The organism is Flavobacterium cryophilum, assembly GCF_048286555.1.
Classification (GTDB): domain Bacteria; phylum Bacteroidota; class Bacteroidia; order Flavobacteriales; family Flavobacteriaceae; genus Flavobacterium.
This window is the reverse complement of record NZ_JBLVPZ010000006.1, coordinates 104,327-122,564: the sequence shown is the minus strand read 5'-3', so window position 1 is coordinate 122,564 and position 18,238 is coordinate 104,327. Positions and strand designations below refer to the sequence as shown.

Sequence of the window (18,238 nt, the reverse complement as noted above, 5' to 3'; positions counted from 1 at the left end):
TAATCCTTTAGCGAAAAAAGGAAAAACCTTTTTGTATAAAAATAGAAGGTTTTTATAGACTGCTTTTCGTCTTGAAAAAAGTTGACAATAATGAGCTCGATACTATATCGGGCTCATTCCTTTTAAATTCAGTTTAATTCATATTCTATTAATCTATTGACTCAAAATGAAGCTCTTAACATCGTAAATAGGAGTATCCTTAAAAATAATGTATCTTTGCACAAAATTTAAGCAAATGAGTACTTTCGAACAATTCAATCTCCCTAAATCTGTACAAAAAGCGATAGATGATTTAGGATTTACATCTCCAACTCCCATCCAAGAAAAAACTTTTTCTGTGATAATGTCTGGAAGAGATATGATGGGAATTGCACAAACAGGTACTGGTAAAACATTTGCTTACCTATTACCTTTATTAAAACTTTATAAATTTACTCCAGGACATACTCCCAAAATTGTAATTCTGGTTCCTACACGTGAGCTTGTAGTACAAGTAGTGGAAGAGGTTGAAAAATTGACCAAATACATGTCGGTTCGTACTGTTGGTATTTTTGGAGGTGTCAACATTAATACTCAAAAAACAACGGTTTATCAAGGTTGCGACATACTTGTGGGAACACCAGGTAGAATCATGGATTTAACCCTGGATAATGTGATTCGTTTTGAAGAAATGCAAAAATTGGTCATCGATGAGTTTGATGAAATGCTTAATTTAGGTTTTCGCACCCAACTAACAGCTATCTTGGCCATGATGCCTAAAAAACGTCAAAACATCTTATTTTCTGCAACTATGACCGATGAAGTAGATGCTATTTTGAATGACTATTTTGATTATCCAGAGGAAGTTACACTTTCGGCTTCCGGAACTCCATTGGAAAACATTAAACAAATTAGTTATAAAGTTCCAAATTTCAATACCAAAATAAATTTATTAAAACACTTATTACAAAACAACGAGGATATGAGTCGTGTTTTGGTATTTGTGAATAATAAGAAGATTTCTGATATGGTTCATGAACGTATCGAAGAAGATTTTGAAGGAGAATTTGGGGTAATTCACTCCAATAAATCGCAAAATTATCGTTTGAGCACGATGGCTTCTTTTCAAGAAGGAAATCTTCGTGGCTTAATCACTACTGATATCATGGCTAGAGGTTTGGATATTTCCAATATTACCCATGTTATCAATTTCGAGATGCCGGAAATGCCAGAATTATACATGCATCGAATTGGTAGAACCGGTCGTGCAGATGCGACAGGAACAGCAATAAGTATGATCGCACCTCGAGAAGAAGAATCAAAAGTTGAGATAGAAGTGCTGATGAATATGGAATTAGCGATCGAAGCTTTCCCAGAGACAGTTGAAGTTTCCTCTAAATTAATTGAACCGGAAAAAGACCGGCAACCAATTAAATTTATGATGAAAAAACAGAAACTTGACGGAGATGGTGCCTTCCAAGAGAAAAGTAAAAAGAATAAGAAAGTCAATTTGGGTGGGCCTGGTGTAACCAAGAAAAAAACGCATGGTTCTGTAAATCGAAATATGCTAAAAACCAGAGACAAAAAGAGAAAAAATAAAAAATAGTTTTCAGTCGCAGTTTTCAGTCGCAGTAATCACTGAAAACTGCGACTGAAAACTGAATACTATTTCCCAAAAACCAAACAAACCGGTGAACACAGCGTTATCTTTTTCCCAGTATCTACTATAGCTCCAGTAGTTTTATTCCTTTTAAAAATTACAATATCATTTGTATATTGATGCGCTACCAAAAGAAAGTTCCCCGTAGGATCTATGACAAAATTCCTTGGTCCTTTACCTAAAGTACTTGTTTGTCCTTTCAAAACTAATTTTCCGTTTTTTAGGATTTTAAAAAATGTAATATTATTTGCTTCTCCCCGATTAGACGTATATAAAAACTTTCCATCAGGTGAAATATGAATATCCGCTGCACTAAAAGTTCCTTTGAAGTCTTTTGCTAAAATTGTGGTTTCATCAATCTTTTTCAATGTCCCGTTTGAATAACTAAATACCGCTAACGCTCCGTCTAATTCTTGCAATAAATAAACAAATTTGCCATCTTTACTAAAGGTTAAATGTCGTGGTCCACTTCCAGCTTTTACTGAAGTGCTATCTTTTAATTCTAAAACAGTGCTTGTCGCATTAGCATCGTAGGCATACGAATATATTTTATCATTTCCCAAATCGTTTGACAAAACAAACTTTTTATCTGGAGAAAAATGAACCATGTGCACATGAGGCTTTTCTTGTCTCTGCGTGTTGATTCCATTACCATAATGTTGTATGACTTGCTTGGCTTCGGCAAGACTTCCATCGTTGTTTTTTCCAAAAACAGAAATATTTCCCCCTGAATAATTGGCAACTATAACATTCTTAGCGTCATTTATGATATAGCAAGGATCAGCACCTTTTGAGTCTTGCTTGTTAATTAAGTCTAATTTTCCACTTGTAGGACTGTAACTAAAAGAACTAACTGTACTTTCAGCGCCATATTCATTTACGGAATAAACAAAATTATTATCTTTTGAAACCGTTAAATAACTTGGATTTATAACCTTTTTAGTAGCATTTTTAAAACTAAAATCACCTGTGTTTGAATCAAAATCATAAACATAAATTCCTTTACTGTCACAACTTTGAGTGTACGTTCCTACCAGCAAATTGAATTTATTCTTTTGTGCCTGAACACTTGTAAAAATGAAAATTAATAAAAGAACAACAAACAACTTTTTCATGTTTTTAAATTTTATTGGAAAGCTAAAATACACATTATATTCATAACGAATGCCAATTGTTTATTCCTTTGAAAAATTATTACAACTTCATCTAAAACTGTCAACAAATTTGTATTTTTGATTCATGAAATTCAATGAACTGCATTGAAAACGAAATCCAGTGAAGTAAACTCAAACTCAGAATGCATTTTAAACATCCCGAAATTTTATACTTTCTGTTCTTGTTGATTGTTCCAATTTTGGTTCATCTCTTTCAATTGCGCCGTTTTAAAAAAGAATATTTCACCAATGTTCGTTTCTTAAAAGCACTTTCCATACAGACCAGAAAAAGTTCTAAAATCAAGAAATGGTTACTGCTGACTTGCCGGTTATTACTATTAACTTGTATCATTATCGCATTTGCGCAGCCCTTTTTTAAGTCAAAAGACAGTACAAATGCCAGTAATGAATTGTATATCATTTTGGACAATTCTTTTAGTATGCAAGCCAAAGGTAAAAAAGGCGAATTACTTAAAAGAGCTGTTCAGGAGTTACTCGAAGAAACGCCTGAAAATGTAAATTTCTCTTTGCTCACCAATTCCGAAAATTATTGGAATACAGATATAAAGTCGGTTCGTAGTGCTTTGCAAAATCTAAAATACAGCGCAACTCCTTTCCAACTAGATAATCTAATGGCGCAATTAAAAGCGCATAAATCGGCTTTTAAAAAAGACATTGTGATTATTACCGATGCCGTAGGTCTTGATGAAAAACACTTAAAAAACAGTGACGCAACTCATTCTTCTTTATTTATAATTCCTAAAGCGGAACAAAAAAACAACGTTTCTATTGACAGCGTTTTCATAAATAAAACATTAGAAAATTTTTATGAAATCAGTGTCCAATTATCTGGTTATGGCGACGATTTTAACCCGATTCCAATTTCTTTATACAATGAGAATAAGCTCATTGCAAAGACGACAGTACGTCTGGATACCAAGAAAAAAAATCTTAATTTTACAATTCCAAAACAAGCTTTTCACGGGTATTTTTCCATAATTGATAATGGATTAATTTATGATAACACGTTATTTTTCAGTATTTCAAAAACCAGGAAAACCAATATTATCAGCATTGGAGAACCGTCCAAAAGCAACTTTCTTTCTCGAATTTACACGGGTGAAGAATTCAATTTTAACAATTATACAGTAAGCGCATTAGATTACAATAAACTGGAAGAACAAGATGCGATTGTTATAAACGAATTAGATGAAATTCCGCAAGCTTTAGGGACCACTTTGAAATCTTTTGTAGCTAAAGGCGGCAATTTAATTGTAATTCCTTCTGCAATAAGTTCCATTCCAAATCTGAATTCTTTTGTATCCAATTTTGGAAACCTTAAATTCATTTCTTTGGAAAAAAAAGAAAAGCTCATTACTAAAATCAACTTCAATCATCCTATCTTCAATGGCGTTTTTGAAAATAAAGTGACTAATTTTCAATACCCAAAAACAAAAAATTCCTTTCTAATAGCTAATTCAAGTCCTGCCGCTTTATCTTATGAAGACCAAAGTATTTTTTTGACTTCGATAGCAAATTCAGTTTCAGCTGTTGCTGTTTTTGCAGCTCCTATCAACATCGAAAACTCAAATTTTCAACAATCGCCATTAATTGTGCCGACATTTTACAAGATGGCAAAAAACAATCAAAACAATGGCGTAAGCGCACTGATAATTGGGAATAACAGTCCGCACTTGACGGAAGCGTCGCTAAACAAAGACGCAATCTTAACTGTAAAAGGCTTAGAAGAACAATTCATTCCTATTCAGCAAATTCTTAATAATAAAGTCAAAATGACTTTCAATGATTATCCGGAACAAGCAGGAAATTTTAGCATTTACAATAAAAAAGAGTGGATTGAAAACATCAGTTTCAATTACAATAGAACCGAAAGTGATTTGGCATCCGCCAATGACAACATTTTGTCTGACTATAAAACAATCGAATCAATCCGATCGTTATTCGATACTTTACAAACTGACAGAACTGATAATCAAATTTGGAAATGGTTTGTTATCTTTGCACTGTTATTTTTACTAACCGAAATGGCAATTATACGATTCGTAAAGTAAATAATGAAGTTCCTACATTAAAAAAATCAAAATGGAATGAACATGACCATAATTTGGTCTTATAAGGTAGTGCAACTATGCAAATTCTATATTCTATTAAAAAACAAATATTATCTACACATGACATTAATCATCAGAGACGCCAAAATTATCGATTCCAAAAGTCCCTTTCATAACAAGACTGTAGATATTTTAATTGTTAATGGTTTTATAAAAAAAATGGGGACTTCGCTCCCAAATCTAAATAAAGCAGAAGAAGTAAAACTTGATAATTTACATGTTTCACAAGGATGGTTTGACAGTAGCGTTTCACTGGGAGAACCTGGTTTTGAGGATCGTGAAACCATTACAAACGGCCTTAATGTGGCTGCCAAAAGTGGTTTTACGGCAATAGCATTACAACCAAACTCCTTCCCTTGTATTGACAATCAATCCCAAGTCAATTTTGTTTTAAATAAAGCCCTAGGATTTGCAACACAACTGTATCCTATTGGCGCTTTAAGCAAAGAAAGTGCGGGAAAGGACATGGCTGAATTGTATGATATGAAGAAAGCTGGAGCCGTTGCTTTTGGAGATTATAATAAAAGTTTGGAGAATGCGAATCTACTGAAAATCGCCTTACAATACGTTCAGGATTTCGATGGACTGATTCTTGCTTTTTCCCAAGATGCAAATATAAAAGGAAATGGAGTGGCAAATGAAGGCATTGTTTCGACTCGATTAGGCTTGAAAGGAATTCCAAACCTCGCTGAAGAATTACAAGTCGCACGAAATTTATTTCTGCTGGAATATACCGGAGGAAAACTACATATTCCCACTATTTCGACTAGAAAATCAGTTCAATTAATCAAAGCGGCGAAAGCCAATGGACTAAATGTAACCTGTAGTGTTGCTGTACATCATTTAGTTTTAACAGATGAAAAACTAGAAGGCTTTGACACCCGTTATAAAGTTGCGCCCCCACTTAGAACTGACGCTGATCGAAAAGCGTTGCTGACAGGAATAAAAGAAGGAACAATCGACATGATCACTTCCGACCATAATCCAATGGACATTGAGCACAAGAAAATGGAATTTGATGGTGCCAAAAATGGAACCGTCGGAATGGAAAGTGCTTTTGGTGCTTTGATGACCGTGTTACCTCTAGAAACCATAATCGATAAATTGACTGCTGGAAAATCAAGGTTTGGTATTGATATCCAAATCATAAATGAAGGTTCAAAAGCAAATATTACCTTATTTAATCCTGACCCAAAAAGTATTTTTACAAAATCATGCATTTTATCCAAATCGAAAAATTCCGCTTTTCTGGAAAAAGAAATTAAGGGAAAAGTTTATGGCATTGTGAATCAAGGAAAATTAATTTTAGCATAAATAAAAAATCTCACAACCCTCAGAGTGAACACAAATAAAAATGAATAATACTACCGAAACAGGAAAAACTGCCGCCATTACAAGCTATATTTTAGGAGTCGGCGTGTTTATAGCGATGTCCATGAACTCCGAAGATAAAAATGCGTTTGCTTCCTTTCACATTCGCCAAGGATTGGGACTCACATTAACTTTTATATCACTGGGATTAATTATCAGCAATTTTGACAGCTTGATGATTTCGGCGCCAATGTGGATTTTCGTATTTGTTTTATGGTCGTACGGTATTACTAGTGCTATAAAAGGCGAAACAAAACCGGTTCCTTTATTGGGAACTTATTTTCAAAAATGGCTTAAAAACATATCATAATCAGATGAATTTATCTTTAGAATATAAAATACGAGAACCTAAAATAAAATTAGACAAAAATCCTCTTATACTTTTATTACACGGATACGGCAGCAACGAAGAAGATTTATTTTCATTTGCAACTGAACTTCCCGATGAATATTATATTATCTCAGCACGTGCGCCTTATGATTTACAGTACGGGAGTTATGCTTGGTATGCTATAAACTTTGATGCCGATCAAAATAAATTTTCAGACCACGAACAAGCTAAAGTTTCAAGAGATTTAATCGCTGGATTTATTGATGAGTTGATTGCTAATTATCCAATCGATGAAACCCAAATTGCTTTAATTGGCTTTAGCCAAGGATCTATCTTGAGTTATGCCGTGGCACTTTCGAACCCAGAAAAAGTTCAGAAAGTGGTCGCTATGAGTGGTTATTTAAATTTAGAAATTATGGCTGATAATTATCTTAAAAATAACTTTACTAACTTGAAGATATTTGCTTCACATGGAACTGTTGATCAAGTGATCCCAGTAGAATGGGCTAGAAAAACACCTGCAATAATAGAAAATTTAGGAATAAATATAACGTATAAAGAATATCCTGTTGGTCATGGCGTGGCACCACAAAATTTTTATGACTTTAAAAATTGGCTTCTTGAAAAGTAGTCGTCAGTATTCAGTATTTAGTAATTAGTAAAATTTGCTGAACACTAAATATTGAACACTTCTATTTTTGGTACAATAACGATTGATTTACTTCGAACGAAATACTATCATCAGCATTTACAAAATATTTTAATAAAACCTCTCCCCAAATTTCGCCATCACTAAAGTCCGCAATAATCCATCTGTGATTTAAGATTCTTACTTTGTTGATAATAAATTTATTAACGCCAATTTGATCTTGTCCGGTGTACAGATTTCCTTTTGGATTGGAATTAAAATCTAATAATTTTTCAGTTACATAAGGAATTAATTTTTCGTACTGAATTATTTTTTCTGAACTTCCTGAATCAAAATAATTTTGGGCATTTTCATTTTTTTTCAAAGAAAAATAGTCCGCATCAACTAATTGTAACGAAACTAAACGTAAACTGTCTCTTAATTTTTTCGTAGTTTTTTCATACCTTGTTTGTTCAAATGTGACCTGTTTACTCAAAAACATATAGGTAAAAACTGACGTAAGTAACGCTAAAATAGTAAGATAAAGGAATAAGGACTGTTTCATTATAATTGAATTATAGCTTAATTTCTAGATTGTCGTATGCAAGGAAAACAGTTGGAGGAAGATTTTTTTGAACTTCTTCATGGTATCCCATACTATGACTAATGTGTGTTAAATAAGTAGCTTTTGGTTGCACCAAAGTTATAAAATCTAATGCTTCTTTCAAATTGAAATGAGTATCATGAGACTCTTCTCGTAAAGCATTTATAACCAATACTTTTAAATTTTTTAATTTTTCGATTTCGCTTTTTCCAATAGTTTTCACATCTGTTAAATAGGCAAAATCATCAATTCTGTACCCAAAAACCTGGAGATTTCCGTGCATTACATTTATTGGGATGGCTGTTTTGTTTCCAATAACAAACGGCTGGTTATTAATGACTTCAAAAGTTTTTACGGACGGAGCGCCCGGGTATTTATTAACCGTTTCAAAAACATAATCGAAACGTTTTCTCAAATTATCAAGAACTCTTTTATGCGCATAAATTGGGATTTCTCCCTGCTTAAAATTAAACGGACGAATATCGTCTATTCCCGCAGTATGGTCAGCATGCTCATGGGTAAAAAGAATTCCATCTACTTTCTGACAATTAGACGAAAGCATTTGCTGTCTAAAATCAGGTCCGCAATCGATAACAAAAGAATGATTTTCCCAAGAAATCCAAACGGAAACTCGTAGTCTTTTGTCTTTAAAATCAATGCTTTTGCATACTGGATGATTACTTCCAATGACAGGAATCCCTTGTGATGTGCCAGTTCCTAAAAAATATACCTTCAATTTTATTACTTTTATTTACAAAAATAGGGTTAATTATCTTTCTTTAGAAACCTATTTCATTAACTTTGCTACATATTAGCCATATTAAAAGAAAATGGATACAGAAATTAAATTAAAAGGTGACAAAATCATCGAACAAATCCCTTCAATTAAAGACAAAGCACTACGTATTAATTTAAATGAAAATATTTACGGAACTTTTGCAGAAATTGGAGCTGGTCAAGAAACTGTAAGACATTTTTTTAGATCTGGTGGTTCTTCAGGTACAATTGCTAAAGCGATGTCAGCCTATGACAAAGACTTTAGTGACGCTGTTTATGGCGTCGAAGAAGATGGCCGGTACGTAACCGAAAGCCGACTCAAAAAAATGCTATCTCATGAAGTAAATCTTATAGAAAAAAGATTGAGCAGAGAGAAACATCCTAACAAAATGTTTTTTAGTTATGCCAATACGGTAGCTACTATTGATTTTGCAAAACAATTTAAGGGACATGGTTGGGTTGGAATTAGTTATCAAATTGAACCCGATGAGGATTATAATGAGATTATTATTCACATTCGATTTAAAGAAACTGATGTACGATTACAGCAGGAAACACTTGGTATTCTTGGTGTAAACTTAATTTATGGTGCGTACTATAAATATAATGACCCTAAACGATTGTTGCGCTATTTATATGATCACTTAGATAAAGATCAATTAGAAATAGACACTATAAATTTCTCAGGACCGCGATTTGCTGATGTCGACAATCGTTTAATGAGTTTACAGTTAGTAAAGAACGGAATGACTGATGCGGTAATGTTTAATCCCGAAGGCAAAAACATTCTTCCTGCAGCAATTTTATACAAGAAGAATATTCTTGCTTTTAGAGGTAGTTTCCGTCCCGTTACAAAAGTAAACATGGACATGTATGAAAAATCCTTAAAAATGTTTCTAAATGAAAATAAAGTTAATGCCAAAAATACACTGGTAGTTTTTGAAATTACTTTATCAAACTTACGCTCTGATGGTGAAATAGACGAAAGAGATTTTATGGATAGGGCTGAATTATTATGTTCGCTTGGACAAACTGTAATGATTTCAAACTTCCAGGAATATTATAAAGTGGTGGAATATTTTGCTAATTATACCAAAGCAAGAATGGGATTGGCTATGGGCGTGAATAATTTAGTAGATATTTTTGATGAGAAATATTACCGTCATTTAAGCGGCGGAATTTTGGAAGCATTTGGAAAATTATTCTATCGCGATATGAAAGTGTTCCTATATCCAATGATGGGAGAAGATGGAGAAATCATCACATCGGAAAACTTGAAAGTACATCCTAGAATGAAGGAATTATATAAATTCTTTAAATTCAACGGAAAAGTAGTGGATATTGACGATTATGACCCATCTATTTTAGAAGTTTTCTCTCGTGAAGTTTTAAATATGATTAATAGTGGAAAACCAGGTTGGGAAATAATGCTTCCTGCAGGTATTGCTGAGATTATCAAAGAACATCGTCTTTTTGGGTATGATCCAAATAAAGTCTTGAAGGTAATAAGTTAGTGAATCGTGATTTAGAAATCCATTTGTACTATTCAGCAGCCAGCTTGATTGCTATCGGAATCAATCGTGAAATTTCTATTTAAATTATAAAACAAAGTCCAGAATTGAGGTCATTTAACACCTCAACTCTGGACTTTATTTTATTTGTCCTAATTTGATTTCAGTTTCTGTATACTTATTTGAAAAAATTGAACACTGCACACTTACTTACTTTAGTATCTGAGCGGCATGAGCCTTAGTTTTTACATCGGAAATCACATTCTCAATAATACCTTTTTCATCAATTACAAAGGTGGTACGGTGAATACCATCGTATTCTTTTCCCATGAATTTCTTTGGTCCCCAAACTCCAAAAGCTTCAATTACTGATTTATCTTCATCTGCGAGTAAAGGAAAAGGGAAATCATATTTTTCTTTGAATTTGGCTTGTGTTTTTTGAGCATCTGCACTTACACCCAACAGTTCATAATTATTAGCTTGGAATCGCTCAAAATTGTCTCTTAAATCACAAGCTTCCGCGGTGCATCCCGGGGTGTTTGCTTTTGGATAAAAGAAAACAACTAATTTTTTACCTGTATAATCTGCTAATTGATGCAATTTTCCGTCTTGATCAAAACTTGAAAAATTAGGTGCTTTATCTCCTGTTTTTAATAATGTCATTATTTATATTTTTATTTATTGGAATTGAAATTGAATGTTGCTATTGCCATTATAAATGTTTTTCTTTACCTCTCAAATCTAATCAATAATGAATAAACAAGAACGTGTAACGTTTGTTATAAATACGTTAAAAGAATTATACCCAACCATTCCAGTTCCTTTAAATCATAAGGATCCTTTTACGTTACTCATAGCCGTTTTACTTTCGGCACAATGTACGGATGTTCGTGTGAACCAAATAACACCACTACTTTTTGCTAAAGCAGACAATCCTTATGATATGATAAAAATGTCTGTCGAGGAAATTAAGGAAATTATTCGTCCTTGTGGCTTATCTCCAATGAAGTCAAAAGGAATTCATGGTTTATCGCATATTTTAATTGACAAACATAATGGAAAAGTCCCCCAGAGTTTTGAATTTCTAGAAGAATTACCCGCTGTAGGACATAAAACTGCCAGTGTGGTGATGTCACAAGCCTTTGGAGTTCCTGCTTTTCCTGTCGACACACACATTCATAGATTGATGTACCGGTGGAATTTGACAAACGGAAAAAATGTTGTTCAGACCGAAAAAGATGCTAAACGAATTTTTCCTGAAGAAATTTGGAATGATTTACACCTACAAATAATATGGTACGGAAGGCAATATTCACCGGCTCGTGGCTGGGATTTAAACAAGGATATTATCACTAAAACCATTGGAAGAAAAACGGTTATTGACTCCTATCCTCGGAAATAAAATTAAATGAAACAAAAATTCCCACTTTTAGTGGGATTTTTTAATAACTTAAAACCAATTTAAATGTACACTATAACAAGCGCAGTTGCAGTTAAGCAATATTAATTTGATATGATTTCGAAACTTTTATTATTAATTTTTATTATGCTCAACGCTTTGGAATAGCTTAATAAGAAAGAAATTGTTTCTTTACTTGGTTTCCTGTTTTTTGAAACTGATGCTTTTTTTGAGTAAGTTTTTGCCATAGAATAATATAATTTTCCCTTTATATTATAACGCAGCAAGTTCAAACATATTGTTAATTGGTCAAAACAATTTGGTGTTTGTCTATCACTTTTCTCAAATTCATCAAAGCATAACGCATTCTCCCTAAAGCTGTATTGATACTAACTCCAGTAGATTCTGAAATTTCCTTAAAGCTCATATCTTGATACATCCGCATCACTAATACCTCTTTCTGATCCGCAGGAAGCCCTTCAATTAGCTTTTTTAAATCCATTTCAACTTGTTCCGAAATTATTTTATTTTCTATTGTCAGACTATCATCTGACATTATGGAAAAAATAGAGAATTCTTCCGTTTCTCTAAACATGGGCATTTTTTTTGTTTTCCTGTAATGATCTACGATAAGATTATGAGATATACGCATCACCCAAGGTAAAAATTTACCTTCTTCATTGTATGCATTTGATTTCAAAGTTTTAATCACTTTGATAAAAGTATCTTGAAAAATATCGTTGGTAATATCTTTATCCGGAATTTTCGAATAAATAAAACCGTAAATTTTTGATTCGTGCCTTTTTATTAATTTAGCTAAGGCATCCTCATTACCTGCGACATAATCCTTTACCAATGACGCATCAGGAAGTTGTATATTAACCATAATAATACTTTTTAGTTTTTAAATAAATAAGAGATATCTCTAAAAAGTAGTTTTCTATTATAGGCTAGTGTTTATTAGGGTTTGTTAGGGTTTGTTAAGTTTTCAAATTTAACTAATTATTGTTTTAACATCCAAGTAAAATTAATAAAAATTAACAGAACAAAACTCAAATTTGTTAAAATTTTTCTTCTTTTTTTTCATTCCCTTTAAAATCGCATCCTGACGAATAATAATCGGATAATTTTTTCTAAAAATGACTACTAAAACTAAAAAAAACCAAAATAAATACTGATTATCAACTGATTATAATCAAATTTTATTTTGTTTTTTAATTATTTTACTTGCCATATTAAGTGATTTATTGCCTAGGCGGCATCAATTATATTGTCCTCCGAAAGCATCATTTTATCCACTTCGGGACTCTTTAAAATGCGCAACAATACTTCATAGTGACAAGCTTAATAAAAGGATAAAACTTCAAAATAATTTAATTAGTAGTAAAAAGAATATAAAGAAACGTCCTCCTTATAACTAAATGAGACAATTCCCCACTTTTAAAAGTATCAATACTTTTCGTTTACTAAATTCTGATAATCTTTTCTGTGGTAAAAAAAGTATCTGTTTTGTTTCTGTGCGCATCCAATTGTAATTTCTGGCAGTAAAAATAGTTGTAGTGTATTTTACAGCTGCTCACAACTCTTTAGATAAAAGAGAAATATACAGTTTTATTTTTAGTACTACAATGCTGTCAATTTTTTTAAAAAATAGTCCTGCACATACTATTTTTTTAAGTGAAGGAAAACATAAAATCCTACATATGGAACAAGCATTTATAATCTATCTTTTTAATCAATATTTGTGACTTGTTCAATCCTTTTAGTCAGTTGAAAATTGATTACTTTTGTAAAAATTATCATTTTTATGCAAGTTGACCTTTCGAAATTAGATCCAAAGAAAAATATCATCATAAAAGGCGCGCAGGTACATAACCTAAAAAATGTAGATGTTGCGATTCCTCGAAATAAGTTAGTGGTTATCACAGGACTTTCGGGTTCTGGAAAATCAAGTTTGGCTTTCGATACGTTATACGCCGAAGGTCAACGCCGTTACGTAGAAAGCTTATCCTCGTATGCAAGACAGTTTCTTGGAAGATTGGATAAACCAAAAGTAGAATACATTAAAGGAATTGCTCCTGCGATTGCTATCGAACAAAAGGTAAATACCACGAACGCACGTTCTACAGTAGGTACTTCAACAGAAATCTACGATTATGTAAAATTGCTTTTTGCCAGAATAGGTAGAACTTATTCCCCTATTTCTGATCGTGAAGTCAAAAAAAACACGGTTACTGATGTGGTTAACAATGTCAAAACATTTGAATTAGACAGTAAATGGTTGCTTCTGGCTCCGATACATTTAGAAGAAGGCAGAAAACTAGAAGACAAACTAAAAGTGCTTTTACAACAAGGTTTTGCACGAATATTGGTAAACAATGAAATGGTACGTTTGGACGATTTACCGGATTCATTAGATAACAAAGACCTCTATTTAATCATAGACCGAATTGTTGTCAAAGAAGAAGAAGAATTCTATAATCGATTGGCCGATGCGGTGCAAACGGCTTTCTTTGAAGGAAAAGGAATTTGTCGTTTACAAGAATTAAACTCCGATAAAAAGTTTTCGTATTCCAATAATTTCGAATTAGATGGGATTACATTTTTGGAACCCAATGTCCATTTATTTAGCTTTAACAATCCATACGGGGCATGTCCCGTTTGTGAAGGATATGGTAATATTATAGGAATAGATAGTGAATTAGTGGTTCCAAACACCACTTTATCTGTTTTTGAAAATGCAATTTTCCCTTGGAGAGGTGAAAGTATGAGTTGGTTTAAAGACGAATTGGTAAATAACGCTTACAAATTTGACTTTCCCATTCACAAACCGTATTACCAATTATCTGAATCTCAAAAAGAATTAATTTGGAATGGAAATAGCTATTTTCAAGGTTTAAATGATTTCTTCAAAGAACTGGAAGAAAAGAATTATAAAATCCAAAATAGAGTAATGCTTTCTCGGTACAGAGGAAAAACGAAATGTCACATTTGTAAAGGAAAACGCTTGCGAATTGAAGCTTCGTATGTGAAAATTAATTCAAAAACAGTTTCTGATTTAGTTGACTTGCCTATAAAACATTTGGTTACTTTTTTCAAAAACATTGATTTAGATATTTATGAAAAACAAATTGCTAAACGATTATTACTGGAAATCAATAACCGCCTGTCCTTTTTAACCGAAGTAGGACTGGATTATCTAACATTAAACCGAAATTCAGCAACACTTTCTGGAGGAGAATCACAACGAATTAATTTAGCGACTTCTCTTGGAAGTAGCTTAGTTGGCTCCATGTATATTCTGGATGAACCTAGTATTGGTTTACACCCAAAAGATACCGAACGGCTGATAAAAGTATTGCTCTCGTTAAGAGATTTAGGAAATACGGTTATTGTGGTCGAACATGATGAGGATATTATGAAAGCCGCTGATATGATTATTGATATTGGACCAGAAGCCGGTAGTTTTGGTGGTAATTTGGTGGCCCAAGGAACCTTTGCTGAAATATTAAAATCTACTTCACTCACAGCGAAATATTTAAACGGAGATTTAGAAATTACAGTTCCAAAAAAACGCAGGCCGTTCAAGAATTTTATTGAAATTAAAGGGGCAAGAGAAAATAATTTGCAAAATATAGATGTAATCTTTCCTCTGGATGTGTTAACGGTTATTACCGGAGTTTCGGGAAGTGGGAAAAGTACGCTTGTTAAGAAAATTCTCTTTCCTGCAATGCAGAAAAAGCTTGAGAATGTAGGTGAAAAAGCGGGGCAATTCAGTGAAATATCCGGATCTTTTTCGTCAATTAAGCATATTGAATACGTTGATCAAAACCCCATCGGAAGAAGTTCTCGCTCCAATCCCGTTACGTATGTAAAAGCGTATGATGATATTCGAGAATTGTATGCCAAAGAGAAACTTTCAAAAATAAGAGGGTACCTAGCCAAACATTTTTCTTTCAACGTTGATGGCGGACGTTGTGAAACTTGTAAGGGAGAAGGTTCTATAACCGTAGAAATGGTTTTTATGGCCGATGTACAATTACCATGTGAAACCTGCAACGGGAAACGATTTAAAAAAGAAGTGCTGGAAGTAGCTTTTGAAGGTAAAAACATTCACGATATTCTCACAATGACTATAGACGACGCGATTGTCTTCTTCAATGATAATAAACAAGTTAAAATCACTCAAAAATTGCAACCTTTACAAGATGTTGGATTGGGTTATGTGCAGTTAGGACAATCATCTTCTACGCTTTCCGGTGGAGAAGCACAGCGTATTAAACTCGCTTCGTTCCTAGTCAAAGGCGCTACAAAAGATAAAGCATTATTTGTTTTTGACGAACCTACAACCGGATTGCACTTTCATGACATTAAGAAATTATTAGCTTCTTTTGATGCATTGATTAGCAAGGGACATTCAATTTTAGTAATTGAACATAATCTTGACTTGATTAAATGTGCCGACTGGATTATTGATTTAGGTCCTGAGGGAGGCGAAAATGGCGGAAAATTATTAGCAGTCGGAACTCCTGAACAAATTGTAAAAATAAAACAATCTGTCACTGGCAAGTACTTAAAAGAAAAATTATAAAAATGTTATTCTAAATAGCATTTTTCTTCGAACGTATTTCCATCTTCATCGATGGCTATTACTATATTTTTTTCTTTGGAAGAAACATAAGTCAAATAAATCCAACCAACGGACCAAACCCCTAATGTAACACAACAAAGTAAAAAATTAAATCCGTGATCTACTGCTTTCCTGTCTTTGGATAAAACCGCAAAAGGTAAAGTGTCATTTTTTTCTATAATAGTAAACCCATTGTGAATTTTGTTAGCTAAAATGTTAGTGAATTTTTGTAGGCTTTCTTCGTTGATGTATGTATTTCTTTTCATAATTGGGATGGTAAATTACTTTAGCTATTTACTACTTATTCTCTTAAAACAGTTTGATAAAATACCGATACAAAAATAAGTACAATACATCACTGCCACAATACCCACTTTTAGTGATTTTTAATCGTTGTAAAACAATTTATTAATTCTAATATCAAAGTTGTATACAAATATATTTTTTTTAATGATCTAAAAGTTATACAATAATTGTATAAAATTATAAAATTCACATATCAATCTTTTGGTAATTTATTTTAAAAAGACCCTTTCCATTATATAAAATTTAATTGACCATATATCAATTCTTTACCTTATCAAAAACTACATCTAACGCATGGTTAATCTCAATGGAAACTACAAATTTATAGTTGATATAAACATACAATAGAGTAACCAAAACTGACTTTAAACCAATACTTATTATTGGGATGAAAGGAAATTCCCAAAAATAAAATGCCACAAAGATTCCAAAAGTAATTACAAGAGAATACAGCGTTTGCTTTGTAAACGGATACAAATGCATTCGTTTGACAACAAATAGTAATTTAGCCAAACTATATAAAGTTATCGATAGCAAAGTAGCAACCGCCGTTCCCGTAATAGCGTATCTCGGAATAAAAAAATTATTTAAACCTACAGTCAGAATAACAAGAAACAACCCTAAAAACAAAACCATACGATAATATTTTGAATTAAAAATAATCGCATTATTGTTTCCTAAAATCAAATCAAAATATTTAGAAATACCAATCAAAAATACCACCAAAATTCCACCACTATATTCTTTTGGCACCATAATATATAACTGATTGATATTAACAAAAATGCACAGCATTACAAAACCACCTACCACTTGTAGATTAATTGATGTCTTTTTGTACAAATCATTTAATTCATCATGTTTATTCTCATGCATTAATTTAGCCGTTATGGGATATGTAATCTGATGCATTGCACGACTGGGAACAGCAATAACGGAAGCAATATAAGTCGCAACTGAATAATAGGCAATATTTTCAATTTTAATGTATTGGTTAAGCATAATCTTATCAATATCTAACAGCATAACCGCTACACTACCCGACAAAATAATAAAAAAAGTATATACTAAAACATCTTTCACATTTTGCGGAATAGAAAATTGAAAAATAGGTTTTTTAACATGGAAAGCATAAAACATAGTTATAACAAAAGCCAGGAAATAAATAATTGCTGTAACATAAATAAATTCAATTACAGTAATCCATTTGTAATATACCCCTATTAACGCAAATAAAGAAAATAATCTAAGCCCTACTTCCTTTACAAAATTCCCAAAAACCGAATGCATGTGCACCCTTGCCCACGCATAAAAAATTTCGAAATAAGCCATACTTAGTCCTATTAATGGAATAAGCCATAAATAATCTTTTACTACAGGATTTTCTTTACTCAAGTATGCTGAAATAGGTTCAAAAAACAACAATCCAATTAATACTAGAGGAATACACAATAATAAAGGGATTAGGACCGTAAATGATAGAAACTGAGCGCGCTCCTTTTCCGTTTTATATTGAGTATAAAACTTGACCAACGTATTTTGCATCCCAAAAGCCAATAATGGCATAATAATATTTGCCCAAGAAAGTATATAATTTGTTAGAGCATAAAATACCGTTCCTAAAAAAAAAGGATATAAGTAGAGTGTGTTTATTGCACCGATGCCAAAACCCAAATAGGTAATTATTGTATTCTTTAAAGATTGATTTAATACTATTCCCATTTTTTTATCATTGCGAGGCACGAAGCTGTCTCAC

Annotated in this window: 15 protein-coding genes; 8 read left to right on the top strand and 7 right to left on the bottom strand. The window is 32.5% G+C overall.

Annotated features, from left to right (window positions below):
* The first annotated feature begins 235 nt into the window (after positions 1-235).
* Positions 236-1,585, top strand: a complete 1,350-nt coding sequence (locus ACNQGJ_RS10430) for a DEAD/DEAH box helicase (protein ID WP_417972655.1) — start codon at positions 236-238, stop codon at positions 1,583-1,585.
* Positions 1,586-1,644: 59 nt separating this feature from the next.
* Here the strand turns inward: ACNQGJ_RS10430 and ACNQGJ_RS10425 are convergent, their stop codons facing one another.
* The gene (locus ACNQGJ_RS10425) at positions 1,645-2,754 is read right to left on the bottom strand and encodes a lactonase family protein (RefSeq protein ID WP_417972656.1); all 1,110 of its coding nucleotides are present in this window, start codon (positions 2,752-2,754) and stop codon (positions 1,645-1,647) included.
* Positions 2,755-2,936: 182 nt separating this feature from the next.
* Here ACNQGJ_RS10425 and ACNQGJ_RS10420 point away from each other — a divergent pair, with 182 nt between their 5' ends.
* From ACNQGJ_RS10420 to ACNQGJ_RS10405, 4 genes are all read left to right on the top strand, one after another.
* Positions 2,937-4,865, top strand: coding sequence for a BatA domain-containing protein (locus tag ACNQGJ_RS10420; protein WP_417972657.1), 1,929 nt, complete (start codon positions 2,937-2,939; stop codon positions 4,863-4,865).
* A 120-nt stretch (positions 4,866-4,985) separates the two neighbouring features.
* The gene (locus ACNQGJ_RS10415; RefSeq protein ID WP_417972658.1) at positions 4,986-6,239 is read left to right on the top strand and encodes a dihydroorotase; all 1,254 of its coding nucleotides are present in this window, start codon (positions 4,986-4,988) and stop codon (positions 6,237-6,239) included.
* Positions 6,240-6,279: 40 nt separating this feature from the next.
* Positions 6,280-6,606, top strand: a complete 327-nt coding sequence (locus ACNQGJ_RS10410) for a hypothetical protein (RefSeq protein WP_417972659.1) — start codon at positions 6,280-6,282, stop codon at positions 6,604-6,606.
* 4 nt (positions 6,607-6,610) lie between these two features.
* Positions 6,611-7,258 carry an alpha/beta hydrolase gene (locus tag ACNQGJ_RS10405; protein WP_417972660.1) on the top strand — a complete coding sequence of 216 codons (648 nt, stop codon included), beginning with the start codon at positions 6,611-6,613 and terminating at the stop codon, positions 7,256-7,258.
* 61 nt (positions 7,259-7,319) lie between these two features.
* Here the strand turns inward: ACNQGJ_RS10405 and ACNQGJ_RS10400 are convergent, their stop codons facing one another.
* Together ACNQGJ_RS10400 and ACNQGJ_RS10395 are read right to left on the bottom strand one after the other, a co-directional pair.
* Entirely contained in the window at positions 7,320-7,820 is a 501-nt protein-coding gene (locus ACNQGJ_RS10400) for a hypothetical protein (protein WP_417972661.1), read from the bottom strand.
* Positions 7,821-7,830: 10 nt separating this feature from the next.
* Entirely contained in the window at positions 7,831-8,595 is a 765-nt protein-coding gene (locus tag ACNQGJ_RS10395) for an MBL fold metallo-hydrolase (protein ID WP_417972662.1), read from the bottom strand.
* Between the two features lie 94 nt (positions 8,596-8,689).
* Between ACNQGJ_RS10395 and ACNQGJ_RS10390 the strand changes: the two genes are divergently transcribed.
* Entirely contained in the window at positions 8,690-10,150 is a 1,461-nt protein-coding gene (locus ACNQGJ_RS10390; RefSeq protein ID WP_417972663.1) for a TonB-dependent receptor, read from the top strand.
* 207 nt (positions 10,151-10,357) lie between these two features.
* Here the strand turns inward: ACNQGJ_RS10390 and bcp are convergent, their stop codons facing one another.
* Positions 10,358-10,810: a thioredoxin-dependent thiol peroxidase gene (bcp, locus tag ACNQGJ_RS10385; protein ID WP_417972664.1), complete on the bottom strand. Its 453-nt coding sequence runs from the start codon at positions 10,808-10,810 to the stop codon at positions 10,358-10,360.
* 88 nt (positions 10,811-10,898) lie between these two features.
* Here bcp and ACNQGJ_RS10380 point away from each other — a divergent pair, with 88 nt between their 5' ends.
* The gene (locus tag ACNQGJ_RS10380; protein ID WP_417972665.1) at positions 10,899-11,549 is read left to right on the top strand and encodes an endonuclease III domain-containing protein; all 651 of its coding nucleotides are present in this window, start codon (positions 10,899-10,901) and stop codon (positions 11,547-11,549) included.
* Between the two features lie 298 nt (positions 11,550-11,847).
* Here the strand turns inward: ACNQGJ_RS10380 and ACNQGJ_RS10375 are convergent, their stop codons facing one another.
* Positions 11,848-12,432 (bottom strand): RNA polymerase sigma factor, encoded by a 585-nt coding sequence (locus ACNQGJ_RS10375; RefSeq protein WP_417972666.1) that lies wholly within the window; start codon positions 12,430-12,432, stop codon positions 11,848-11,850.
* A gap of 921 nt (positions 12,433-13,353) precedes the next feature.
* Between ACNQGJ_RS10375 and uvrA the strand changes: the two genes are divergently transcribed.
* Positions 13,354-16,137, top strand: coding sequence for an excinuclease ABC subunit UvrA (gene uvrA / locus ACNQGJ_RS10370; RefSeq protein WP_417972667.1), 2,784 nt, complete (start codon positions 13,354-13,356; stop codon positions 16,135-16,137).
* A 5-nt stretch (positions 16,138-16,142) separates the two neighbouring features.
* On the opposite strand, the gene ACNQGJ_RS10365 is transcribed toward uvrA, so the two are convergent.
* Together ACNQGJ_RS10365 and ACNQGJ_RS10360 are read right to left on the bottom strand one after the other, a co-directional pair.
* Positions 16,143-16,442, bottom strand: a complete 300-nt coding sequence (locus ACNQGJ_RS10365) for a hypothetical protein (protein WP_417972668.1) — start codon at positions 16,440-16,442, stop codon at positions 16,143-16,145.
* A 298-nt stretch (positions 16,443-16,740) separates the two neighbouring features.
* Positions 16,741-18,204 (bottom strand): lipopolysaccharide biosynthesis protein, encoded by a 1,464-nt coding sequence (locus ACNQGJ_RS10360; protein ID WP_417972669.1) that lies wholly within the window; start codon positions 18,202-18,204, stop codon positions 16,741-16,743.
* Positions 18,205-18,238 lie beyond the last annotated feature (34 nt).